General features: G+C 59.9%; 20 protein-coding genes. 11 read left to right on the top strand and 9 right to left on the bottom strand.

Translation table 11 applies throughout. The annotated features are described in order from the left end of the window. Positions 1 to 385: 385 nt before the first annotated feature. The 4 genes from phoH to efeU all read right to left on the bottom strand — a co-directional run bounded on the left by phoH (position 386) and on the right by efeU (position 4976). Entirely contained in the window at positions 386 to 1174 is a 789-nt protein-coding gene (phoH, locus tag AS136_RS05920; protein ID WP_002898923.1) for a phosphate starvation-inducible protein PhoH, read from the bottom strand. Positions 1175 to 1678: 504 nt separating this feature from the next. After that, complete coding sequence (gene efeB, locus AS136_RS05915; RefSeq protein ID WP_063266699.1) at positions 1679 to 2962, bottom strand: iron uptake transporter deferrochelatase/peroxidase subunit; 1284 nt, start codon at positions 2960 to 2962, stop codon at positions 1679 to 1681. 4 nt (positions 2963 to 2966) lie between these two features. After that, positions 2967 to 4094 (bottom strand): iron uptake system protein EfeO, encoded by a 1128-nt coding sequence (gene efeO, locus AS136_RS05910; protein WP_008805949.1) that lies wholly within the window; start codon positions 4092 to 4094, stop codon positions 2967 to 2969. Positions 4095 to 4145: 51 nt separating this feature from the next. After that, positions 4146 to 4976 (bottom strand): iron uptake transporter permease EfeU, encoded by an 831-nt coding sequence (gene efeU / locus AS136_RS05905; RefSeq protein WP_063266698.1) that lies wholly within the window; start codon positions 4974 to 4976, stop codon positions 4146 to 4148. Between the two features lie 270 nt (positions 4977 to 5246). On the opposite strand from efeU, the gene AS136_RS05900 reads away from it, so the two are divergent. Next, the gene (locus tag AS136_RS05900) at positions 5247 to 6431 is read left to right on the top strand and encodes a NupC/NupG family nucleoside CNT transporter (protein ID WP_012968585.1); all 1185 of its coding nucleotides are present in this window, start codon (positions 5247 to 5249) and stop codon (positions 6429 to 6431) included. Between the two features lie 31 nt (positions 6432 to 6462). On the opposite strand, the gene AS136_RS05895 is transcribed toward AS136_RS05900, so the two are convergent. Together AS136_RS05895 and putP are read right to left on the bottom strand one after the other, a co-directional pair. Continuing rightward, positions 6463 to 6897, bottom strand: a complete 435-nt coding sequence (locus AS136_RS05895) for a DUF3574 domain-containing protein (protein WP_008805946.1) — start codon at positions 6895 to 6897, stop codon at positions 6463 to 6465. A gap of 134 nt (positions 6898 to 7031) precedes the next feature. Continuing rightward, positions 7032 to 8540 carry a sodium/proline symporter PutP gene (gene putP, locus AS136_RS05890; RefSeq protein ID WP_063266697.1) on the bottom strand — a complete coding sequence of 503 codons (1509 nt, stop codon included), beginning with the start codon at positions 8538 to 8540 and terminating at the stop codon, positions 7032 to 7034. A gap of 421 nt (positions 8541 to 8961) precedes the next feature. On the opposite strand from putP, the gene putA reads away from it, so the two are divergent. Next, positions 8962 to 12924 (top strand): trifunctional transcriptional regulator/proline dehydrogenase/L-glutamate gamma-semialdehyde dehydrogenase, encoded by a 3963-nt coding sequence (gene putA / locus AS136_RS05885; protein ID WP_063266696.1) that lies wholly within the window; start codon positions 8962 to 8964, stop codon positions 12922 to 12924. Between the two features lie 251 nt (positions 12925 to 13175). After that, positions 13176 to 13571 carry a lysozyme inhibitor LprI family protein gene (locus AS136_RS05880; protein WP_008805943.1) on the top strand — a complete coding sequence of 132 codons (396 nt, stop codon included), beginning with the start codon at positions 13176 to 13178 and terminating at the stop codon, positions 13569 to 13571. Here AS136_RS05880 and rutR read toward each other — a convergent pair. Beyond that, positions 13568 to 14206 carry an HTH-type transcriptional regulator RutR gene (gene rutR, locus AS136_RS05875; RefSeq protein ID WP_004204508.1) on the bottom strand — a complete coding sequence of 213 codons (639 nt, stop codon included), beginning with the start codon at positions 14204 to 14206 and terminating at the stop codon, positions 13568 to 13570. The genes AS136_RS05880 and rutR overlap by 4 nt on opposite strands. A 285-nt stretch (positions 14207 to 14491) precedes the next feature. On the opposite strand from rutR, the gene rutA reads away from it, so the two are divergent. From rutA to rutG, 7 genes are read left to right on the top strand one after another with little or no spacing between them, the layout of a single operon-like run. Beyond that, entirely contained in the window at positions 14492 to 15583 is a 1092-nt protein-coding gene (gene rutA / locus AS136_RS05870) for a pyrimidine utilization protein A (protein WP_063266700.1), read from the top strand. Further along, complete coding sequence (gene rutB / locus AS136_RS05865; RefSeq protein ID WP_008805941.1) at positions 15583 to 16293, top strand: pyrimidine utilization protein B; 711 nt, start codon at positions 15583 to 15585, stop codon at positions 16291 to 16293. Before rutA ends, rutB begins: the two co-directional genes overlap by 1 nt. Beyond that, entirely contained in the window at positions 16286 to 16678 is a 393-nt protein-coding gene (gene rutC, locus AS136_RS05860) for a pyrimidine utilization protein C (protein WP_004204505.1), read from the top strand. Before rutB ends, rutC begins: the two co-directional genes overlap by 8 nt. Next, on the top strand, positions 16675 to 17478 hold the full coding sequence (gene rutD / locus AS136_RS05855; RefSeq protein WP_063266695.1) for a pyrimidine utilization protein D: 804 nt from the start codon (positions 16675 to 16677) through the stop codon (positions 17476 to 17478). The genes rutC and rutD overlap by 4 nt, the downstream gene beginning before the upstream one ends. Further along, complete coding sequence (locus AS136_RS05850) at positions 17475 to 18065, top strand: malonic semialdehyde reductase (protein WP_008805939.1); 591 nt, start codon at positions 17475 to 17477, stop codon at positions 18063 to 18065. The genes rutD and AS136_RS05850 overlap by 4 nt, the downstream gene beginning before the upstream one ends. A gap of 10 nt (positions 18066 to 18075) precedes the next feature. Continuing rightward, positions 18076 to 18570 carry an NADH-dependent FMN reductase RutF gene (rutF, locus tag AS136_RS05845; protein WP_063266694.1) on the top strand — a complete coding sequence of 165 codons (495 nt, stop codon included), beginning with the start codon at positions 18076 to 18078 and terminating at the stop codon, positions 18568 to 18570. 21 nt (positions 18571 to 18591) lie between these two features. After that, on the top strand, positions 18592 to 19914 hold the full coding sequence (rutG, locus tag AS136_RS05840; RefSeq protein ID WP_008805937.1) for a pyrimidine utilization transport protein G: 1323 nt from the start codon (positions 18592 to 18594) through the stop codon (positions 19912 to 19914). Between the two features lie 685 nt (positions 19915 to 20599). On the opposite strand, the gene AS136_RS05835 is transcribed toward rutG, so the two are convergent. Further along, positions 20600 to 21538, bottom strand: coding sequence for a DMT family transporter (locus AS136_RS05835; RefSeq protein ID WP_008805936.1), 939 nt, complete (start codon positions 21536 to 21538; stop codon positions 20600 to 20602). Between the two features lie 162 nt (positions 21539 to 21700). Beyond that, the gene (locus AS136_RS05830; RefSeq protein ID WP_002898708.1) at positions 21701 to 21874 is read right to left on the bottom strand and encodes a con-10 family general stress protein; all 174 of its coding nucleotides are present in this window, start codon (positions 21872 to 21874) and stop codon (positions 21701 to 21703) included. Between the two features lie 117 nt (positions 21875 to 21991). Here AS136_RS05830 and AS136_RS28575 point away from each other — a divergent pair, with 117 nt between their 5' ends. Next, the gene (locus AS136_RS28575; RefSeq protein ID WP_224224868.1) at positions 21992 to 22093 is read left to right on the top strand and encodes a hypothetical protein; all 102 of its coding nucleotides are present in this window, start codon (positions 21992 to 21994) and stop codon (positions 22091 to 22093) included. The last annotated feature ends 24 nt before the right edge of the window (positions 22094 to 22117 follow it).

Below are 22117 nucleotides of genomic sequence, written 5' to 3'. Positions count from 1 at the left end.
ACCCCCGACCGGGGTTCGACAACTGGCAACGCCAGTTGGACAGACCGCGCACGCAGTAAGCGGGCTGCCCCGACAAAAACGCCGGGAGCGTTTTTGAACAACGCCTGCGTTGGCCCCGCAGGGGCGAGGCCCATGGATGGGCCGAGTAACGGCGAGCGAAGCGAGTCAATCCCCCCTCACCGCCATATTTTAAGAAGAGCTCGTACGCATGTACGGGCTTTTTTTTCGCATGTGGCACCGCAGACATCCCCGGGGTCGGCAGCAATGCCTCCCCCGGCTACCAGACCCTACCCGCCAGGTAGCCCGGCTAAGCGCAGCGCCGCCGGGAGGATGCCCAAAAACAACAAGGCCCGGGCTAGCCCGGGCCTTGCTCACAGTATGACGATTAATAATAGGCTTTCAGCGTCCGCTGGCAGAGAGCCGAGCGCACGCAGTCATCGGTGGTGAAACGCACGATGCCGATCATCTCGTCTTCCTCAAAACGCGCCAGCGCATCACTCAGGCCAGATCTCACACCAGAGGGCAAATCGCACTGGGTGATATCGCCATTGACGATGACCGTCACGTTCTCCCCGAGGCGGGTTAAAAACATCTTCATTTGCGCAGCGGTCACGTTCTGGGCCTCGTCCAGAATCACCACCGCATTTTCAAAGGTACGTCCGCGCATATAGGCGAACGGCGCGATTTCCACCTTGCCGATTTCCGGACGCAGGCAGTACTGCATAAAGGAAGCCCCCAACCTTTTCACCAGCACGTCGTAAACCGGTCGGAAATAGGGCGCGAACTTCTCGGCGATATCTCCCGGTAAGAAGCCAAGATCTTCATCGGCCTGCAGAACGGGACGGGTAACAATAATTCTGTCCACATCCTTATGGATCAGTGCTTCAGCTGCCTTCGCCGCACTGATCCAGGTCTTGCCGCATCCGGCTTCGCCGGTGGCGAAAATCAGCTGTTTATTGTCGATGGCATTCAGATAATGCGCCTGAGCTTCATTGCGCGCCTCAATTGGGGAAGTATCACGGCTGTCCCGCGCCATGCCAATTGCTTCTACGCCACTCATTTGCACAAGCGATGTGACCGATTCTTCTTCACGCTGTTTATGGCTACGTGAATCCCGTCTCAGCACACGTTTTGCTTCACGACGAGCTTTGATCACTGCTTTTTGTCTTCCCATGGATAGCACCTTGCGTTGTAGGTTTACATCACACGCGTCAACATCGACGCGACTATGCGCACGAACGATTGAGGTTTGGCTTCCTTGTAAGCCATTGCTTGCCGGTAGAACTGACAACGAGTCGCGGCTACGCGCACCGCGTACCCTGCCAAGGTGGTAATAATTCGAAGCGGAAGGAGAAAGGGTAAGAAAATCGCTGCCGGAAGCGGGGCTTCCGTGCTGAAGAGTACGGTCTGTGGTTTTACGTTGTCCGGTACGGGACCTTACCATTCGCGATCTCCATAGTGAAACGTCACACTGCCGGGAACTACCGCGTATGTAATAAGTACATCAAAAAAGATTCTTAATGCAACTTATTTTTCACAATGACGCAACAAATAGTTCTTAAGCAAGTGTAGGAGACTATCGGTCATTTGTATTACAGAAATATAACACATGGCAGGAAATATAATAAAAAAGAGAAAAACAGCAGAAAACGCCCTGCCCTCACGGACAGGGTCGGTATCAGGCCTGCAGCAGCGACTCTCCCAGATAGTGTTTTTCATCCACTACGCCGGGTAAAACAAAGAAGTAGCCCCCGCCGATGGGTTTGACGTACTCCTCCAGCGCCTCGCCGTTAAGCCGTTTCTGCACCGTCAGAAAACCCTTTTCCAGATCGTGCTGATAGCAAACGAATAACAGGCCCATATCCAGTTGTCCGGCGTTAGTGACGCCCAGCGAATAGCTGTAGCCGCGGCGCATCATCAGGCTGGACTGGGTTTCCGGCGTGCGAGGATTGGCCAGACGAATATGGCTATCCAGCGCGATCGTTTCGCCGCCAGGATCTTTGCTGTAATCCGGGGTATCGTGTTCGTTTTTCATCCCCAGCGGCGCACCGCTGTGCTTGTCGCGGCCAAAGATCGTCTGCTGCTCTTTCAGCGGCGTCCGATCCCAGAACTCCACGTGAAACTGGATGATGCGCGCCGCCTGATAGCTGCCGCCCACGGTCCAGGCCGGCTCGTCCTGATCGGCTGTCACCCACACGACTTTATCCATCAGCGCGCTGTCGTGGCTCGGCGGGTTAGCGGTGCCGTCCTTGAATCCCAGCAGGTTGATCGGGGTCTCTTTGCCTTTACTGCGCGCCGCGCTGTCGGAGATAAACCCTTCCCGCTTCCAGCGCACACTCAGCAGATCCGGCGTATGTTTGATGACATCGCGCAGGGCGTGGATCACCGTATCCTGAGTATTGGCGCAGATCTGCAGCAGCAGGTCGCCATGGCACAGGGCGGCATCCAGTGAATCGTTGGGGAAGCGGGTCATCGGCTGCAATTTTTTCGGCGCTTTATCCGCCAGGCCAAAACGCTCATCAAACAGTGAATGGCCAACCGAGACGGTCATGGTCAGGTTATCCGGTGCAATCCACGCCCCTAAGATGCCGGAATCCATCGGCGGCAGCCGGGGATTCGGCGTATCCGGCGCCGGGCCGCCCTGGGTTAAAAAGGCGATACGCTGGGTCAGCAGCCGAAACAGACGCTCGAGGTCAGCTTTATCTGACGCCAGCACATCGAACGCCACCAGCATCATCGAGGCCTGCTGCGGCGTCAGGATGCCCGCCTGATGCGGGCCGTAGAAGGGCTGTTTTTCCTGACGGGCGTCGGGTGTGAGCGTCCCGGGGGAACTTTCTGCTTTTGCCGCATGCGCCACCGGGGAGCCGCCGGTGATGGCCAGCGCGCCGCCAAGCGCGCCGATCCCTTTCAGTAAGCGACGACGTGACGGCTCGTTCACGTCGTGGGGTTTCTGTTGTGCCATCGACTTAGTCCAGACCCAGGATCCCGCGCAGCTGAGCCAGATCTTCCGCCAGGGTGGTGATCGGCCCTTTCAGCGCATTACGGTCAGCGGTGGTCAGCTTATCGTAGGTCTCGAAACCGTCTTTGGTGCGATATTTGCTGAGGATGCTGTCCACTTTCTTAAAGTTGGCGTCCACTTTCGCCAGCAGCGCGCTGTTCTCTTTTTGTAGCTGCGGACGCAGCAGGTCGACGATTTTCTGCGCGCCGTCAATGTTGGCCTGGAAGTCCCACAGGTCTGTGTGGCTGTAACGATCTTCTTCGCCGCTGATCTTGCTGGCTGCGACTTCCTCAATTAATCCTGCCGCCCCGCCCACCACTTTTGACGGTGGGAACGCCAGCTCGCTGATGCGTTTTTGCAGCTCCAGCACATCGCTGTTCAGCTGATCGGCATATTTTTCCATGCCCTTGACGCTGTTATCGCCAAACAGCGCCTTTTCCAGACGGTGGAAACCGGTGAATTTCGGATCTTCCGCTTTTTTCTCGAAGTCGTCTTCGCGGGCGTCGATGCTGCCGTCAAGGTCAGAGAACAGCTCGGCAATCGGCTCAATGCGCTCGTAATGCTGGCGCGTCGGGGCGTACAGCGCTTTCGCTTTTTCGATATCGCCCGCTTTCACCGCGTCGGTAAAGGCTTTGGTGCCGCTGACCAGCTGCGCGGTTTCCGCCGTCACATAGGCCTTATAAGCGGTGATCGCGTCGCCGAGGCTCAACACCGCATCCGCTTTCGCCGCGTCTTTGGTTGCTTCGCCGGTGACAATCAGTTTCCCTTTCGGGTTGGTGAGCAGGCCGCAGGTCATATCATATTCGCCTGGCTGCAGGTTAGCGGTGAGCTTTTGGGTAAAGCCCGGCGCGATGTTCTCACGCTCTTCCACCACCATGACCCCTTTCAGAATTTCCCACTCCAGCGCTTTCTGGCTATGGTTCTGAATAATAAACTGGGTTTTACCCGCTTTAACGGTCACCTGCATCGGCTCGCACTGCTTGTCGTTGACGGTGACTTTGACCTGCGGGATATCCGCAGCCTGAGCACCCAATGCAGAGCTGAGCAGCGCGGCCACGGTCGCCCGCAGCGCATTACGGCGAAAATGAATCATCATGATCATCCCTTTCGGTAAGTAGAGTGTCGCTTATAAGCTCGCAGCGCCCGGTCAGGCAGCCCGCGAGGCAGTGGTATTATTCCGCGGCGGCAGGGCAAACAGCACCAGCGCCGGGATCAGATAAAGCAGATAGACCGCCACTTCGCTAACGCTCGGGGTCTCCTGGTAGCCGAAGATCCCTTCAAGCAGTGTGCCGAACAGCGTATGCGTCGACAGCACGTTGCTCAGATCGAAGGCCGTATCCTGGAACATGTTCCACAGGCCAGCCTCGTGGAAGGCGCGGATCGCACCCGCGGCCAGGCCAGCGGCCACCAGCAGAATAAACAGGCTAGTCCATTTGAAGAACACGCCGAGGTTAAGGCGGATACCGCCCCAGTAGAGCAGGAAGCCCAGCACGATTGCCGTGGCCAGGCCCAGCAGCGCCCCCAGCGGCGGCCAGATGCCGACATCCTGCTGGAATGCCGCCAGCAGAAAGAAGACCGACTCCAGCCCCTCACGAGCAACGGCGAAAAAGACCATCATCACCAGCGCCCAGCCATGGTGATTACCGCGCTGCAGCGCCTTGTCCACGGCCTGCTCCAGTTGCTGTTTAACGTTGCGCGAGACATTGCGCATCCAGAAGACCATCCACGTCAGGATCACTACCGCGATGACCGCGACGATCCCCTCGAACAACTCCTGTTCGCGCTGAGGAAATTCCCCGGTGGTTTCGTTGATAAAAATGCCTAAGCCAAGACACAGCGCCGCCGCGAGGATCACGCCAATCCACATCACGCCAATCCAGTTGCCGCGCTGGGTGCGTTTCAGATAGCTGGCGATCAGGCTGACAATCAGCGCCGCCTCAAGGCCTTCGCGTAACATAATGAGAAATGGGACAAACATGCCAATACCCTTAAATGTAAAGCACCGTCAACGAATGCAAAAACAGGTAATATTTATGATAGTGATTATCATTACAATACTCAGAAACACAAGCGAAATGTTTAGAGAATGATGACTATCTGTAAATAAATCGCTGGCAAATAATGACTTACGAAAATATTCGCCTGTTATGAGGGAAAAGAATAAGCAAAGGATTTTTTACGCCAGATATTTACCCGTGGCGGCGGCTATGGCTAAATGGCGGCCTTATTGACCTGCGAAAAGAACAACATGACTGCATTTTTTCATTTCCTGCTGGCGCTGGTGGTGATCCTCGCCCTGGCCTGGCTTGTCAGCTACGACAGACAAAATATTCGTATTCGTTACATTCTCCAGTTGATTATTATCGAAATAGCGCTCGCCTTCTTTTTCCTGCACGCAGAAAGCGGCCTGTGGCTGGTGAAAAATATCTCCGGCTTTTTTGCTTCACTGTTAGGCTTTGCCGCTGAAGGGACCAATTTCGTCTTTGGCGGCATGAGCGAAAAAGGGTTAGCCTTTATTTTCCTGGGCGTCCTGTGTCCGATTGTGTTTATTTCCGCGCTGATTGGTATTCTTCAGCACTGGCGGATCCTGCCGATTTTCATTCGTGTCATCGGCACCCTGCTGTCGAAGGTAAACGGCATGGGTAAGCTGGAATCTTTCAACGCCGTCAGCTCGCTGATCCTCGGCCAGTCGGAGAACTTCATCGCCTACAAAGGCGTACTGGGCGACCTCTCCTCACGGCGTCTGTTCACCATGGCGGCGACGGCCATGTCGACCGTGTCACTGTCGATCGTCGGCGCCTATATGACCATGCTGGATGCCAAATATGTCGTCGCGGCGCTGATCCTGAATATGTTCAGCACCTTTATCGTGCTGTCGGTGATTAACCCGACGCGGCCGGACAGCGAGCAGGAAATAAAACTCGAGAAGCTGCACGAATCGCAGAGTTTCTTTGAAATGCTCGGGGAATATATTCTGGCCGGCTTTAAAGTGGCGATGATTATTCTGGCGATGCTGATCGGCTTTATCGCCCTGATCAGCGCCATTAACGCGCTGTTCGCTACCCTGTTTGGTCTCAGCTTCCAGCAGATCCTCGGCTACGTCTTTTATCCGCTGGCCTGGCTTATCGGCATCCCGCTGAGCGATGCGCTGAACGCCGGCAGCATCATGGCCACCAAACTGGTCGCTAACGAATTCGTGGCGATGATTGAGCTGCAAAAGATTGCCGCCAGCATGACGCCGCGCGGGCTCGGCATTCTCTCGGTCTTCCTGGTGTCGTTTGCCAACTTTGCCTCGATCGGCATTATCGCCGGGGCGATCAAAGGCCTGAATGAACCGCAGGGCAATATCGTCTCCCGCTTCGGCCTGCGGCTGGTGTATAGCGCCACGCTGGTGAGCCTGCTTTCCGCCAGCTTCGCCGGGCTGGTGCTGTAAGACAAACGGCGGGGCTGCCCCCGCCGTTTACTCAGAACTGCACGCAGACCGGCTGGTCGACACGCATCACCGACTCCTGCGCGAAGCGTGATTTATAGCCCTGGCGCAGGGCTTCAATACCGGCCTCGCTCTGCGCATCGTTGCCATGGATCACCATCAGCGCCTTACTCTGCTCCCGCACCACCTGACCATTCTGGCCAAGCCACTGGCCGCGGGCATCAAACACCGTCAGCCCATCGCGAAAGCGCGGCGTGACGTCGCGGTCGACAAACTGTTGCCACTCTTCAGCAGTGATGTCTTTCCCCGCCGGGCGGCTCAGGCCGAAATAAAGCGTGGTTTGCACCATGGACCGATCCGCCGGGCAGGCGCCGGGCTTCGGCGCGCGGGTCGACGAACTTCCACCCGCCACGCAGCCGCTGAGTAACCCTGCCAGCACCAGCGCCATTGCACCCTGTCTGAACGTCATCTTTGCTATCCTCATTGTTATTAGTCAGGAAATATCAGCGGATTTTCAAATAATTAGCAAGGGTTATAATATTCCGGCCCGGCAACAGGTAAAAAAAAGCCCGCCAGCGGCGGGCTCGTGAGCGTCAAATGACCTTACTCAGCCGTGGCGCGTACCGGCGGCGGCGTATGATAATGGGCATCCGCTTCGGCGAAGCGCTGCTGCATGCTGGCCGACGGCGCCTTATCCAGCAGGCTAAAGACCACAATTCCCAGGCTACCGAAGATAAAGCCCGGAATAATTTCATACAGGCCCAGCCAGCCAAACTGCTTCCAGACGATCACGGTCAGGGCGCCAATCACCATCCCGGCCAGCGCGCCGTTACGGGTCATGCGCGACCACATCACCGAGAACAGCACCACCGGACCAAAGGCGGCGCCGAAGCCAGCCCAGGCGTAGCTCACCAGTCCCAGCACGCGGTTTTCCGGATTGGCCGCCAGGGCAATCGCCACCAGGGCAACCACCAGCACCATCATTCGCCCCACCCACACCAGCTCTTTCTGGCCGGCGTTTTTACGCAGGAAGGCTTTATACAGATCTTCGGTGATTGCGCTGGAGCAGACCAGCAACTGACAGCTCAGGGTGGACATCACCGCCGCCAGAATCGCCGACAACAGGATCCCGGCAATCCACGGGTTAAACAGGATTTGCGCCAGTTCGATAAACACGCGCTCGGCGTTCTGGTTCACCGCGCCCGCCAGGCTCGGGTTGTTATTGAAGTAGGCGATACCAAAGAAGCCGACCGCCACCGCGCCCGCCAGGCACAGGATCATCCAGGTCATACTGATGCGACGAGCATGAACGATACTGTGGTGCGAATCCGCCGCCATAAAGCGCGCCAGAATATGCGGCTGACCGAAATAGCCCAGCCCCCAGCCCATCAGCGAAATAATTGCCACGAAGTTCAGCCCCTTGAGCATGTCGATATTTTCGATGCTCTTTTTCTTAATGACTTCCAGCGAATCCCCAAAGCCGCCGACGGAAATAATCACGATCACCGGGGTGAGGATCAGGGCAAAAATCATCAGGCTGGCCTGCACGGTGTCGGTCCAGCTGACGGCGAGGAAACCGCCGACGAAGGTATAGATAATCGTCGCCGCCGCCCCGGCCCACAGTGCGGTTTCATAACTCATGCCGAAGGTGCTTTCAAACAGACGCGCCCCCGCCACAATTCCCGATGCACAATAGATGGTAAAGAACAGCAGAATAACCAGCGCTGAAATAATTCTCAGCACCCGGCTTTTATCTTCAAAACGGCCGGTAAAATAATCGGGCAGCGTCAGGGCGTTATTATTCACCTCGGTATGCACGCGCAGGCGCCCGGCTACCAGCTTCCAGTTAATCCACGCCCCCAGCGTTAAGCCAATGGCAATCCAGCTTTCGGAAATCCCGGAGAGAAAAATGGCGCCCGGCAGGCCCATCAGCAGCCAGCCGCTCATATCCGAGGCGCCGGCGGAAAGCGCGGTCACAAATGGCCCCAGACTCCGCCCCCCGAGAATATAATCATCAAAGTTTTTGGTCGAACGCCAGGCTATAAACCCTATTAAAACCATACCAAAAATATAAACAATAAATGTCACCAGCATCGGTGTGCTAATAGCCATGCAAAGTCTCCAGAATTTTTATCGACAGCATCCCGCTTCGTCGTTTTTTTCCACTACCGGAACGGGGTAATGGTGCGTTGTTTAATTGGGCGACCGTATCCTGACGGAAGCTTCGGTTTTTCACAAATGATTTAACACAGCATTTACACGAAAACCCGACAGCGCAAAACGTCATTTTTTTAGAGGTTGCACTCTCTCACGTTTTTAAAGGTTGCACCAAACAAAAGTGTTAACTCACGCATACAAATACCCTATGAGCACGGGGTTAAAATTCTGCTATTTTAGGCATTATTTTTAACAAATCCGCCATTTCACGGCTTGCGTCACAAGCCATAATTAACAAGGTTGCACAAAGTTGCAACATAGTGGATATTTCCATGCAACCGCATAAGCCTAACGATAAATGACAGGAGTTTTGAGCATGGGCACCACCACCATGGGTGTTAAGCTTGACGACGCAACTCGCGAGCGCATTAAGTCCGCCGCGAGCCGTATTGACCGCACACCGCACTGGCTGATTAAACAGGCCATCTTCAATTATCTGGAAAAGCTGGAAAACGATGAGACGCTGCCTGAGCTGCCGGCGCTTCTGAACGGCGCCGCCAATGAAAGCGATGAAGCGGGTTCACCGGCGGAAGAGCCGTATCAACCGTTCCTCGAATTTGCCGAGCAGATCCTGCCGCAGTCGGTAAGCCGCGCGGCGATCACCGCCGCCTGGCGTCGCCCGGAAACCGACGCGGTGCCGATGCTGCTGGAACAGGCCCGTCTGCCGCAGTCGCTGGGCGAACAGGCGCACAAGCTGGCGTATCAGCTGGCGGAAAAACTGCGCAACCAGAAGACCGCCAGCGGCCGCGCCGGCATGGTGCAGAGTCTTCTGCAGGAGTTCTCCCTCTCCTCACAGGAAGGGGTGGCGCTGATGTGCCTGGCGGAAGCCCTGCTGCGTATTCCGGATAAAGCCACCCGCGATGCGCTGATCCGCGACAAAATCAGCAACGGCAACTGGCAGTCGCACATCGGCCGCAGCCCTTCGTTGTTCGTCAACGCCGCCACCTGGGGGCTGCTGTTTACCGGGAAACTGGTGTCGACCCATAACGAGACCAGCCTCTCCCGCTCCCTGAACCGCATCATCGGTAAGAGCGGCGAACCGCTGATCCGCAAGGGCGTGGATATGGCGATGCGCCTGATGGGCGAGCAGTTCGTCACCGGCGAAACCATCGCCGAAGCGCTGGCTAACGCCCGCAAGCTGGAAGAAAAAGGGTTCCGCTACTCCTACGATATGCTCGGCGAAGCGGCGCTGACCGCCGCCGACGCTCAGGCCTATATGGTCTCTTATCAGCAGGCGATCCACGCCATCGGCAAAGCCTCCAACGGCCGCGGCATTTATGAAGGGCCGGGCATCTCCATTAAGCTCTCCGCGCTGCACCCGCGCTACAGCCGCGCGCAGTATGACCGGGTGATGGAAGAGCTTTACCCGCGTCTGAAATCGCTGACCCTGCTGGCGCGCCAGTACGATATCGGCATCAACATCGACGCCGAAGAGGCCGATCGCCTGGAGATCTCCCTCGATCTGCTGGAAAAACTGTGCTTCGAGCCAGAGCTGGCCGGCTGGAACGGCATCGGTTTTGTTATTCAGGCCTACCAGAAGCGCTGTCCGTTTGTTATTGATTACCTGATTGACCTCGCCACCCGCAGCCGCCGTCGCCTGATGATCCGTCTGGTGAAAGGCGCCTACTGGGATAGCGAAATCAAACGCGCGCAGATGGAAGGCCTCGAAGGCTATCCGGTCTATACCCGCAAGGTTTACACCGACGTCTCCTACCTCGCCTGCGCGAAGAAGCTACTGGCGGTGCCGAACCTGATTTACCCGCAGTTCGCTACCCACAACGCCCATACCCTGGCGGCTATCTACCAGCTGGCGGGCCAGAACTACTACCCGGGCCAGTATGAGTTCCAGTGCCTGCACGGCATGGGCGAACCGCTGTACGAGCAGGTGGTGGGCAAAGTCGCCGACGGCAAACTGAACCGGCCGTGCCGGATCTACGCCCCGGTGGGCACCCACGAAACGCTGCTGGCGTATCTGGTGCGCCGTCTGCTGGAAAACGGCGCCAATACCTCTTTCGTCAACCGTATCGCGGACAATACCCTGCCGCTGGACGAGCTGGTGGCCGACCCGGTCAGCGCGGTAGAAAAACTGGCGCAGCAGGAAGGCCAGGCCGGCCTGCCGCATCCGAAAATCCCGCTGCCGCGTGATCTCTACGGCAGCGGCCGCAGCAACTCCGCCGGTCTCGATCTGGCGAACGAGCACCGTCTGGCCTCCCTCTCCTCTTCCCTGCTCAACAGCGCCCTGCATAAATGGCAGGCATTGCCGATGCTGGAGCAGCCAGTGGCCGAAGGCGAGATGCAGCCGGTGGTTAACCCGGCAGAGCCGAAAGATATCGTCGGCTACGTCCGCGAAGCCAGCGACGCCGAAGTGCAGCAGGCGCTGACCAGCGCTATCAACAATGCGCCGATCTGGTTCGCCACCCCGCCGCAGGAGCGCGCCGCCATTCTTGAGCGCGCCGCGGTGCTGATGGAAAGCCAGATGCCGACGCTGATGGGGATCCTGGTGCGCGAGGCGGGTAAAACCTTCAGCAACGCCATCGCCGAAGTACGCGAAGCCGTCGACTTCCTGCACTATTATGCCGGCCAGGTGCGCGACGATTTCGATAATGAAACCCACCGCCCGCTGGGCCCGGTGGTCTGTATCAGCCCGTGGAACTTCCCGCTGGCGATCTTCACCGGCCAGATTGCCGCCGCGCTGGCGGCCGGCAACAGCGTGCTGGCGAAACCAGCCGAGCAGACGCCGCTGATCGCCGCCCAGGGCGTGGCGATTCTGCTGGAGGCCGGCGTGCCGCCGGGCGTTATTCAACTGTTGCCGGGCCGCGGGGAAACCGTGGGCGCCGCGCTAACCTCCGATGAGCGCGTACGCGGCGTGATGTTCACCGGCTCCACCGAAGTGGCGACGCTGCTGCAGCGCAATATTGCCAGCCGCCTCGACCCCCAGGGTCGCCCGACGCCGCTGATCGCTGAAACCGGTGGGATGAACGCGATGATCGTCGACTCGTCGGCGCTGACCGAGCAGGTGGTGATCGACGTGCTGGCTTCCGCGTTCGACAGCGCCGGCCAGCGCTGCTCCGCCCTGCGCGTCCTCTGCCTGCAGGAGGAAGTCGCCGACCATACGTTGACCATGCTGCGCGGCGCCATGAGCGAGTGCCGGATGGGTAACCCGGGTCGGCTGACCACCGACATCGGCCCGGTTATCGATGCGGAAGCGAAAGAGAATATTGAACGCCATATTCAGGCGATGCGCGCCAAAGGACGCACCGTCTACCAGGCGGTGCGCGAGAATAGCGAAGACGCAAGCGAATGGCGCCACGGGACCTTTGTGCCGCCGACGCTTATCGAACTCGATAGCTTCGACGAGCTGAAAAAAGAGGTCTTCGGCCCGGTGCTGCACGTGGTGCGCTATAACCGTAACGAGCTGGACAAACTGGTGGAGCAGATTAACGCCTCTGGCTACGGCCTGACGCTCGGCGTGCATACCCGCATCGACGAGACCATCGCCCAGGTCACCGGCAGCGCGAAGGTGGGCAACCTGTACGTCAACCGCAATATGGTTGGCGCGGTGGTCGGCGTGCAACCGTTCGGCGGCGAAGGGTTGTCCGGTACCGGTCCGAAAGCCGGCGGTCCGCTGTATCTGTACCGTCTGCTCTCCAGCCGTCCGCAGGACGCGGTTGGCGTGACCTTCGCCCGCCAGGATGCGGAGCGCCCGCTGGACGCCCAGCTGAAAACGCTGCTGGAAAAACCACTCCTGGCGCTGCAGCAGTGGGCGGCGGGCCGTCCTGAGCTGCAGGCGCTGTGCCAGCAGTACAGCGAGCAGGCGCAAAGCGGCACCCAACGCCTGCTGCCGGGGCCAACCGGCGAGCGCAATACCCTGACGCTGATGCCGCGCGAGCGCGTGCTGTGCGTGGCGGATAATGAACAGGATGCGCTGATCCAGCTGGCGGCTGTGCTGGCGGTGGGTTGTGAAGTACTGTGGCCGGACAGCGCCCTGCAGCGCGATCTGGCGAAGAAGCTGCCGCGGGAGGTCAGCGAGCGCATTCGCTTTGCCAAAGCGGAGCAGTTACCTGGCCAGGCCTTCGACGCGGTTATCTACCACGGCGATTCCGACCAGCTGCGCGAGCTGTGCGAGCAGGTGGCGGCGCGCGATGGGGCGATAGTCTCCGTGCAGGGCTTCGCCCGCGGCGAAACCAACCTGCTGCTGGAGCGGCTGTATATTGAGCGCTCGCTGAGCGTTAACACCGCGGCGGCAGGCGGTAACGCCAGCCTGATGACCATCGGCTAAAACAGGCGCCCCCGGTGGCGCTGCGCTTACCGGGGCTACATAACACCGCCAAAGGCACAGAGGACGGCCTGTATTGTAGGTCGGGTAAGCGTAGCGCCACCCGACAATATAACAATACAACGAGGTAGCCCGGATAAGGCGCTGTGCGCCGCCATCCGGGAAATCGGCGCTGTGATCAGCTAATGACAGCCGACGTCAGCTGTGTTTAATTAAGGCTCCCGGACGGGAGCCTTTTTTATGGGAGCAGAACAATGAAACGCACGTTATTTGCCGTGATGGCCCTGCTGGCCAGCGGCGCGGCGCTGGCGGACGAGTGCAGCAACGCCAATACCCAAACCGAAATGAATCAGTGCGCGGCCGCGCAGTATCAGGCGGCCGACAAAAAGCTGAATGACACCTGGCAGCAGGCCCTGCAGCGGGCGGTGGGTAAACAACAAACATTACTGAAGCAGGCGCAGCAGGCATGGATCGCCCTGCGCGACGCCGATTGCGCCTTTCTCGCGTCCGGCGCCGAAGGCGGCAGCATGCAGCCGATGCTGGTAAGCCAGTGCATGACCGATAAGAGCGTGGAGCGGGAGTCTTTCCTCGCCTCGCTGCTGCAGTGCGAGGATGGCGATCAAAGCTGCCCGCTGCCGCCGGCCAATTAACGGACGCGAATGCCTTCGATAATCATCCGCTGGACATTATCGACCGTTTGTTCAAAAAAGGCCGCATCCTGCAGCGTGGCGCCGGTGACCGCCTCCACCTGGGTGGCGAAGTCGGCGTAATGCTGGGTGGTGGCCCAGATCATAAAGATTAAATGCTGCGGATCGACCGGCGCCAGCTTGCCGCGGTCGATCCAGCCGGAGACAATCGCCGATTTCTCATCGACCAGCGCTTTCAGGTCCCCGGTCAGTTCGCCCATCAGCAGCGGCGCCCCCTGCAGCATCTCGAGGCAGAAGAGCTTCGAGGCCTGGGGGTGATCGCGGGACACCTCCAGCTTCAGGCGAATATATTCGCGGATCGCCACCAGCGGGCTGATATCCTCACGAAACGCCTTCAGCGGCGCCAGCCAGATGGCGAGGATCTGCTGCAGGACAGCCACATACAGCGCCTCTTTCGAAGGGTAGTAATAGAGCAGATTGGTTTTCGATACCCCGGCGCGCTCAGCCACCTGCTCCAGTCGCGTACCGTGAATACCAAATTGCGAAAATGCCTCCAGCGCGGCGGCCAGGATGGCCTCCTTTTTGGCGCTGACCGCTTGTGAACGTTTGCCGTTTTTCTTCACCGCGCCCTGTGCCATACATCCTCTCCTTCAGTTGACGCCACCAGCATAGCAAAAGCCCCGCGCCGACACGACCCCGTGCACCCTGATTGCGCATGACTGCCGTTTTTTCGTGCACTGATTTTGACCATCCAGTCCACTTTTTTATCGTCCTTTTTAGCAACTCAAAAGTAACACATTAATAACATTAGCATTTATAAAACTGGCATCGCGTTTGCTTTAGCTCTTCTGCGAGGTGGTCCAGGGAGAGGCAGGATGCCGCACCACCGCAACTCCATCTTCCATGACTGCAGAGAGGTAGGTATGAAAATTGGTGTTTTCGTTCCCATTGGCAACAACGGCTGGCTGATCTCCACCCATGCCCCGCAGTATATGCCGACCTTCGAACTGAATAAGGCTATCGTGCAGAAGGCCGAGCACTACCATTTCGACTTCGCGCTCTCCATGATCAAGCTGCGCGGCTTCGGCGGGAAAACTGAATTCTGGGATCACAACCTGGAGTCCTTCACCCTGATGGCCGGCCTGGCCGCGGTGACCTCGAAGATCCAGATCTACGCCACCGCCGCCACCCTGACGCTGCCGCCGGCGATTGTCGCCCGAATGGCCTCCACTATCGACTCCATCTCCGGCGGCCGGTTTGGCGTCAATCTGGTGACCGGCTGGCAAAAACCGGAATATGACCAGATGGGCATGTGGCCGGGAGATGACTATTTCGCCAGCCGCTATGACTATCTCACCGAATACGTTCAGGTGCTCCGTGACCTGTGGGGCACCGGGCGCAGCGATTTCAAAGGTGATTACTTCACCATGAACGACTGCCGGGTCAGCCCGCGCCCTTCGCAGCCGATGAAGGTGATCTGCGCCGGGCAGAGCGATGCCGGTATGGCCTTCTCCGCCCAGCACGCGGACTACAACTTCTGCTTTGGCAAAGGAGTCAACACGCCAACGGCCTTTGCCCCAACCGCCGCACGCATGATACAGGCGGCGGAAAAAACCGGCCGCGACGTGGGGTCCTATGTGCTGTTTATGGTGATCGCCGACGAAACCGACGAGGCGGCGCGCGCCAAATGGGAACATTACAAAGCGGGCGCCGATGAAGAAGCGCTGGCGTGGCTCACCGAGCAGAGTCAGAAAGACACCCGCTCCGGCAGCGATACCAACGTGCGCCAGATGGCCGACCCCACCTCGGCGGTCAACATTAACATGGGCACCCTTGTCGGATCGTATGCCAGCGTCGCGCGGATGCTCGATGAAGTGGCGAGCGTGCCCGGCACCGACGGCGTGCTGCTGACCTTTGATGATTTTCTTGCCGGCATCGACGCCTTTGGCGAACGCATTCAGCCGCTGATGCGCTGCCGGGACCACATTGCTCCTGTTACCCGTGAGGTGGCCTGATGATTACCCTTCCCGCTCGCCCGGAATCCCTGACCTTCGCGCCGCAGCAGAGCGCGCTGATTGTGGTCGATATGCAGAATGCCTACGCCAGTCAGGGCGGTTATCTGGATCTCGCCGGCTTTGACGTCTCCGCCACCCGGCCGGTTATCGACAATATTAATACCGCCGTCGCCGCCGCCCGCGCCGCGGGCATGCTGATTATCTGGTTCCAGAATGGCTGGGATGACCAGTATGTTGAAGCTGGCGGCCCGGGCTCGCCAAACTATCACAAATCCAACGCGCTGAAAACGATGCGTCAGCGTCCGGAGCTGCAGGGCAAGCTGCTGGCGAAAGGCGGCTGGGATTATCAGCTGGTGGATGAGCTGACGCCGCAGGAAGGCGATATCGTGTTGCCGAAACCGCGTTACAGCGGCTTCTTTAACACCCCGCTCGACAGCATTTTACGCAGCCGCGGCATACGCCACCTGGTGTTCACCGGGATCGCTACCAACGTCTGCGTCGAATCGACGCTGCGCGATGGCTTCTTTCTCGAATACTTCGGCATCGTGCTGGAGGATGCCACCCATCAGGCCGGCCCGGCCTTCGCCCAGCAGGCGGCGCTGTTCAATATTGAAACCTTTTTCGGCTGGGTCAGCGACGTCGAGAGCTTCTGCCACGCGCTGTCCCCCGCCACCCCGCTGTCTTTAGCCAAGGAGAAACGTTATGCCTAAACAGGTGATTATTCCGCCAGGCACCACCACGCCGATTGCCCCCTTTGTTCCGGGAACGCTCGCCGACGGGGTGGTCTACGTCTCGGGCACCCTGCCGTTTGATAAGCAAAACAATGTGGTGCACATCGGCGACCCAAAGGCGCAAACCCGCCACGTGCTGGAGACCATCAAGAGCGTTATCGAAACGGCGGGCGGGAGTATGGCGGATGTGACTTTCAACAGCATCTTTATCACCGACTGGACAAATTACGCCGCGATTAACGAGGTCTACGCCGAGTTCTTCCCCGGCGATAAACCGGCCCGCTTCTGCATTCAGTGCGGACTGGTGAAGCCTGATGCGCTGGTGGAAATCGCCAGCGTCGCCCATATCGGCACCCCGACATGATGAGGCTCAATATTGCTCCAGCCCCATGGCCCGGCGCGCCGGTGGTGGTCCTCAGCGCCGGTCTGGGCGGCGGCGGCGGCTACTGGCTGGCGCAGCGCGCGGCGCTGGAGGCACAGTATCAGCTGGTGAGTTATGACCATAACGGGACCGGGGAAAACGCCGGCCGGCTGCCCGCCGACTACAGCATGGCGACGATGGCCCAGGAGCTGCTCAGCGCCCTGCAGGCGGCGGGGATCACCCGCTTTGCGCTGGTGGGCCACGCCCTGGGGGCGCTGATTGGCCTGCAGCTGGCGCTCGATCGCCCCGAGGCGGTGAGCGCCCTGGTGCTGGTCAACGGCTGGCTGACGCTGTCGCCACACACCCGCCGCTGCTTCCTGGTGCGCGAGCGTCTACTGCATGCCGGCGGCGCGCAGGCGTGGGTTGAAGCGCAACCGCTGTTTCTCTACCCGGCGGAATGGATGGCCGCGCGCCTGCCGCGCCTCGAAGCGGAAGATGCGCTTGCCATCAGCCATTTTCAGGGCAAAGAGAATCTGCTGAAGCGGCTGCAGGCTCTGAAGCAGGCTGATTTTTCACGCCGTGCGGCGGCCATCGCCTGCCCGACGCTGATTGTCAGCGCCGCTGACGACCTGCTGGTCCCGGCCTCCTGCTCCCGCGTGCTGCAGACGGCGATCCCCGGCAGCCAGCGTGTGGAGATGCCGTGGGGCGGCCATGCCTGTAACGTCACCGACGCCGATACCTTTAATACCATTTTACGCGACGGGCTGGCCGCTATGCTGCCGGTCGCCAGGGAGATCCGATGAACGACGCGATAAACCACACGGCCTGCGAGACGCTGTTTACCCAGGCCCGTACCCACAACGGCTGGCTCGATAAACCGGTGAGCGACGCGCAACTGCAGGCCATCTGGGACCTGATGAAAATGGGGCCCACCTCCGCCAACTGTTCGCCAGCGCGCATCGTGTTCGTCCGCAGCGCGGAAGGCAAAGAGAAGCTCCGCCCAACGCTCTCCAGCGGCAATCTGCAGAAAACCATGCAGGCGCCGGTGACCGCCATCGTGGCATGGGATAGCGCCTTCTACGACCGGCTGCCGACCCTGTTTCCCCACGGTGACGCCCGCAGCTGGTTTACCTCCAGCCCGCAGCTGGCGGAAGAGACCGCGTTTCGCAACAGCTCGCTGCAGGCGGCGTACCTGATTTTCGCCTGCCGCGCGCTGGGCCTCGACACCGGGCCGATGTCCGGTTTTGACCGGGAAAAAGTCGACGCGGCGTTTTTTGCCGACAACGGCTGGAAAAGCAACCTGCTGGTGAACATCGGCTATGGCGACCCCGGCAAGCTGTATGGTCGCCTGCCGCGTCTGTCCTTTGATGAAGCCTGCCTGCTGGCATAAGGAGTTGGCGATGGAGTTAGCGGACAAAGCGAATTTTCGTGACGCCATGGCCCACGTCGGCGCCGCGGTTAACATTATTACCACCGATGGCCCGGCGGGCCGGGCGGGGTTCACCGCCAGCGCGGTCTGCAGCGTTACCGACACGCCGCCGACCCTGCTGGTCTGCCTGAACCGCTCGGCCTCGGTGTGGCCGGTGTTCAGCGAACACCACACGCTGTGCGTCAATACCCTGGCGGCCGGACAGGAGGCCCTGTCGACGCTGTTTGGCGGTAAAACGGCAATGGACGAGCGCTTTGCCGCCGCCGACTGGCAGACCGGCGCCACCGGCTGTCCGCGGCTGGAGGCGGCGCTGGTCAGCTTCGACTGCCGCATCGACCAGCGCGTCAGCGTCGGCACGCACGACATCCTGTTTTGTCACGTCGTGGCCATTACCCGTCACCCGGAGCCCCGGGGACTGATGTGGTTTGACCGCGGTTATCACACGCTTACGCGACCCGCTTGTTAACCTTTAACCCGGGATATCATCATGGCACTCTTCGATTTTCCTCGCTGGAAGTTGACCTCCCCCGCCGCTGAGTCCGGCGTTGTCGCCCCCGATGAACGCTTGTCGGCCGGACAAACGCTGGTGATGGGCGTGCAGCACGCCGTTGCGATGTTCGGTGCGACGGTGCTGATGCCGTTGTTGATGGGGCTCGACCCCAACCTGTCGATTCTGATGTCGGGCGTCGGCACTCTGCTGTTCTTTGTCGTCACCGGCGGACGGGTGCCGAGCTATCTCGGCTCCAGCGCCGCTTTTGTCGGGGTGGTGATCGCCATTACCGGCTTTAACGGCCAGGGGCTGAACCCTCATCTGAGCGTCGCCCTTGGCGGGATCATCGCCTGCGGGCTGGTTTACACCCTGATTGGTCTGGTGGTGATGAAGATCGGCACCCGCTGGATCGAGCGCCTGATGCCGCCGGTGGTGACCGGCGCGGTGGTGATGGCAATCGGCCTGAACCTGGCGCCGATTGCCGTGCGCAGCGTGTCCGCCAGCGCCTTCGACAGCTGGATGGCGGTGTTGACCGTGCTCTGCATCGGCATAGTCGCGGTATTTACCCGCGGGATGCTGCAGCGTCTGCTGATCCTGGTCGGCCTGATCGTTGCCTGCGCACTGTACGCCCTGCTGGCTAACGGCTTTGGCCTTGGCAAACCGCTGGACTTCTCCCCCCTCGCCCAGGCGGCGTGGTTCGGGCTGCCGCACTTTACCACCCCATCCTTTAACGGTCAGGCGATGATGTTGATTGCGCCGGTCGCGGTGATCCTGGTGGCCGAGAACCTCGGGCACCTGAAGGCCGTCGCCGGGATGACCGGGCGCAATATGGACCCGTACATGGGGCGCGCCTTCGTCGGCGACGGGCTGGCGACCATGCTCTCCGGCTCGGTGGGCGGCAGCGGGGTCACGACCTATGCGGAGAACATTGGCGTCATGGCGGTGACCAAGGTTTATTCGACGCTGGTCTTTGTCGCCGCGGCGCTGATCGCGATGCTGCTCGGCTTCTCGCCGAAGTTTGGCGCATTAATCCACACTATTCCCGGGCCGGTGATCGGCGGCGCCTCGATCGTGGTCTTTGGCCTGATCGCGGTCGCCGGGGCGCGGATCTGGGTGCAAAACCGCGTCGACCTCAGCCAGAACAGCAATTTGATCATGGTGTCGGTGACCCTGGTGCTGGGCGCCGGCGATTTCGCGCTGTCGCTGGGCGGCTTTACGCTGGGCGGAATTGGTACGGCCACCTTCGGGGCGATCCTGCTGCACGCGCTGCTTCATCGCGGGACGCGCGAGGCGAAGGAGGCCAGGGTAACGCCGGTGTAAGCCACATTAGCGCGGCGTTGGCGCGTGGGCCTGGGTGGTGTGAGCCTGTAGGCCGGATAAGGCATTTATGCCGCCATCCGGCACCGCCGCAGGTACGGAGCCTGACCGACCGGCGGCGCTGCGCTGACGCGGGCCGACTGACCGTCAGGGCTGGATAATTTGATACGGTTATCGGTTTGCAACGGTTTCGCCCCGGCAAAACGGTTGTTCTGTGTTATTTCCGGGCAGATGGCGCTCCCGATAGGTCTTCTGCGTTATGCCTCTCCTGGCGCAGGGAGCGCACAGGGGGCGGCCAGTCGCCGCCGCCCCCTGTACCCCCGGGCTCCGGCCAGCAACATCGCCACTGCGTGGTACCTTCGACTTATCCCTGCAGGCTTCGGGTCGGGCCGAGGCAGCGTCCGTGCAAAACACGGCCCTCAGCCCGCATCCATGCGGGCTGCCCCGGCCTTCCGGGAACGTCTCAGCGATGTTGAGGCCGCCAACAACGGCAGTTTCAGCAGCCCCTACGCCAGCGGTGAGTTGGGGTTGTAGGCCGGGTAAGGCGCAGCCGCCACCCGGCATAAAAGCGACGCCGTGCCTGATGCCATCGCCCGGCGGCGCTGCGCTGGCGCGGGCCTGGAGACAATCAGAGCCGGACGAGTAGGCCAGCCAGGATAAGCGCCGCTGTAGGATCAGAAGCGTAAAATTATGGCTCGCGGCGATCGGCCAGGTCCGTGAGCGGCTGCGCATCGTCGTTTGTGGAAACCTGCGGCGGCGACTTGCGCTTCCACTTCAGCTCGCTTACCAGCACTCCCGCGAGGATCAAGACGCAGCCGAGCAGAGCCAGCAGCGGCAGACGCTCACCGGCCAGCCGGCCAAAAATACCGGCCCATACCGGTTCACCGGTATAGATAAGGGTGGCGCGCGTCGGCGAGACGCTGCGCTGCGCCCAGTTCATGGTCACCTGAATGATCGCGCTGAAAATCCCCAGCCCCAGCGCGACGCCGAGCAGGGCCGGCGTCAACGGCGGAACCGCCTCACCCGCCGGCTTCATGGCGGCGAAAGCCACCAGCGACGCGGTCGCCAGTTGCACGACCGTCACCCGGCGGACATCGACTTTCCCGGCCCAGGCGCTGATAAGGATAATCTCCGCCGCGATCGCCAGCGCGCTCGCCAGAGTAATCATCTCCCCCACGCCAAGCGCCAGCAGATTATTTTCCGGCCCGGCCAGCAGGATCAAACCGATAAACGCCAGCACAATCCCCACGCAGGACATCACCCCCGGCATACGACCCAGGCACAGCCACTGCAGCAGCGGTACCAGCGGCACATACATCGCCGTGATAAAGGCAGATTTACTGCTGGAGATCGACTGCAGTCCCCAGGTCTGCAGGCCATACCCCAGCGCAATCGCCACGCCAATCGCCACCCCCGCCTTCACCTCCAGCCACGTCAGCCCTCGCAGGGTGCGCAGCGAGAGCAGGCCCACCGCCAGCGCGGCAGTCGCGAAACGCAGACCGACAAAAAACAGCGGCCCGCTGAGGCTCACCGCATACTGCACGGCAAGGAACGTCCCTCCCCAGAACATGGTGATCATGATGAGAAGAGCTTCCTGGCGGGTAATGGAGAATTTTAACGAAGACATAAGGCAGCCATGACGATTAACGGGCGACCAGTGTGCAATCCGCCCGGCGGGAGCGCAACCACCGACAGATAAAAAAACCGCCGGCAGATGCCGGCGGCGAGGGCGATGCGGTTGGGTCGGGGAGATTAACACCGCATCAAAGAGAACAGTGCGAGTCGCGCGTTAACTTTCACGACTACCGTGACTGTTTTTACCCCCTTTTTTGCCAGCCTCTGAGGCGCGCTGAGGGTCATTTTTAAAATTCCCCCCGCTATGCTGGCCACCTTTACGTCCTGCTTCTGATGCTCTTTCACGGTCTTCAGCAAAGTTGCCAGAACCGCCACGATGGTTTGCCATTACTGACCTCCATTAGGTTAGACATCATAGTGCATTACGCGGGAGCGGCGACGCCGCTGTCTTACCGCGTATCTATAAGGTTAGTGAATGACTGCCGCTGACGGCGGCAAATGAAATATCCAGAAACAAACCCGGGCGAAAAAAGCCCCCTCGCGGCGCGTACGGGTTCTAACCTGCTCTGCTGGCGGAGAAAAAATAGTCGGCAAAAATGTATCCTGATGCTACACCCTTGCCACACCGGCC

This window comes from Klebsiella sp. D5A, assembly GCF_001620885.1.
GTDB lineage: Bacteria > Pseudomonadota > Gammaproteobacteria > Enterobacterales > Enterobacteriaceae > Klebsiella > Klebsiella variicola.
Note: the sequence above shows the minus strand (reverse complement) of the source record. Positions and strands in the feature narration are given on the sequence as shown.

Bases quoted from the DNA above. Each gene is read 5' to 3' on its own strand.
- phoH (WP_002898923.1), bottom strand. From the start codon at position 1,174: ATGGGAAGACAAAAAGCAGTGATCAAAGCTCGTCGTGAAGCAAAACGT.
- efeB (WP_063266699.1), bottom strand. From the start codon at position 2,962: ATGGCACAACAGAAACCCCACGACGTGAACGAGCCGTCACGTCGTCGC.
- efeO (WP_008805949.1), bottom strand. From the start codon at position 4,094: ATGATGATTCATTTTCGCCGTAATGCGCTGCGGGCGACCGTGGCCGCG.
- efeU (WP_063266698.1), bottom strand. From the start codon at position 4,976: ATGTTTGTCCCATTTCTCATTATGTTACGCGAAGGCCTTGAGGCGGCG.
- AS136_RS05900 (WP_012968585.1), top strand. From the start codon at position 5,247: ATGACTGCATTTTTTCATTTCCTGCTGGCGCTGGTGGTGATCCTCGCC.
- AS136_RS05895 (WP_008805946.1), bottom strand. From the start codon at position 6,897: ATGACGTTCAGACAGGGTGCAATGGCGCTGGTGCTGGCAGGGTTACTC.
- putP (WP_063266697.1), bottom strand. From the start codon at position 8,540: ATGGCTATTAGCACACCGATGCTGGTGACATTTATTGTTTATATTTTT.
- putA (WP_063266696.1), top strand. From the start codon at position 8,962: ATGGGCACCACCACCATGGGTGTTAAGCTTGACGACGCAACTCGCGAG.
- AS136_RS05880 (WP_008805943.1), top strand. From the start codon at position 13,176: ATGAAACGCACGTTATTTGCCGTGATGGCCCTGCTGGCCAGCGGCGCG.
- rutR (WP_004204508.1), bottom strand. From the start codon at position 14,206: ATGGCACAGGGCGCGGTGAAGAAAAACGGCAAACGTTCACAAGCGGTC.
- rutA (WP_063266700.1), top strand. From the start codon at position 14,492: ATGAAAATTGGTGTTTTCGTTCCCATTGGCAACAACGGCTGGCTGATC.
- rutB (WP_008805941.1), top strand. From the start codon at position 15,583: ATGATTACCCTTCCCGCTCGCCCGGAATCCCTGACCTTCGCGCCGCAG.
- rutC (WP_004204505.1), top strand. From the start codon at position 16,286: ATGCCTAAACAGGTGATTATTCCGCCAGGCACCACCACGCCGATTGCC.
- rutD (WP_063266695.1), top strand. From the start codon at position 16,675: ATGATGAGGCTCAATATTGCTCCAGCCCCATGGCCCGGCGCGCCGGTG.
- AS136_RS05850 (WP_008805939.1), top strand. From the start codon at position 17,475: ATGAACGACGCGATAAACCACACGGCCTGCGAGACGCTGTTTACCCAG.
- rutF (WP_063266694.1), top strand. From the start codon at position 18,076: ATGGAGTTAGCGGACAAAGCGAATTTTCGTGACGCCATGGCCCACGTC.
- rutG (WP_008805937.1), top strand. From the start codon at position 18,592: ATGGCACTCTTCGATTTTCCTCGCTGGAAGTTGACCTCCCCCGCCGCT.
- AS136_RS05835 (WP_008805936.1), bottom strand. From the start codon at position 21,538: ATGTCTTCGTTAAAATTCTCCATTACCCGCCAGGAAGCTCTTCTCATC.
- AS136_RS05830 (WP_002898708.1), bottom strand. From the start codon at position 21,874: ATGGCAAACCATCGTGGCGGTTCTGGCAACTTTGCTGAAGACCGTGAA.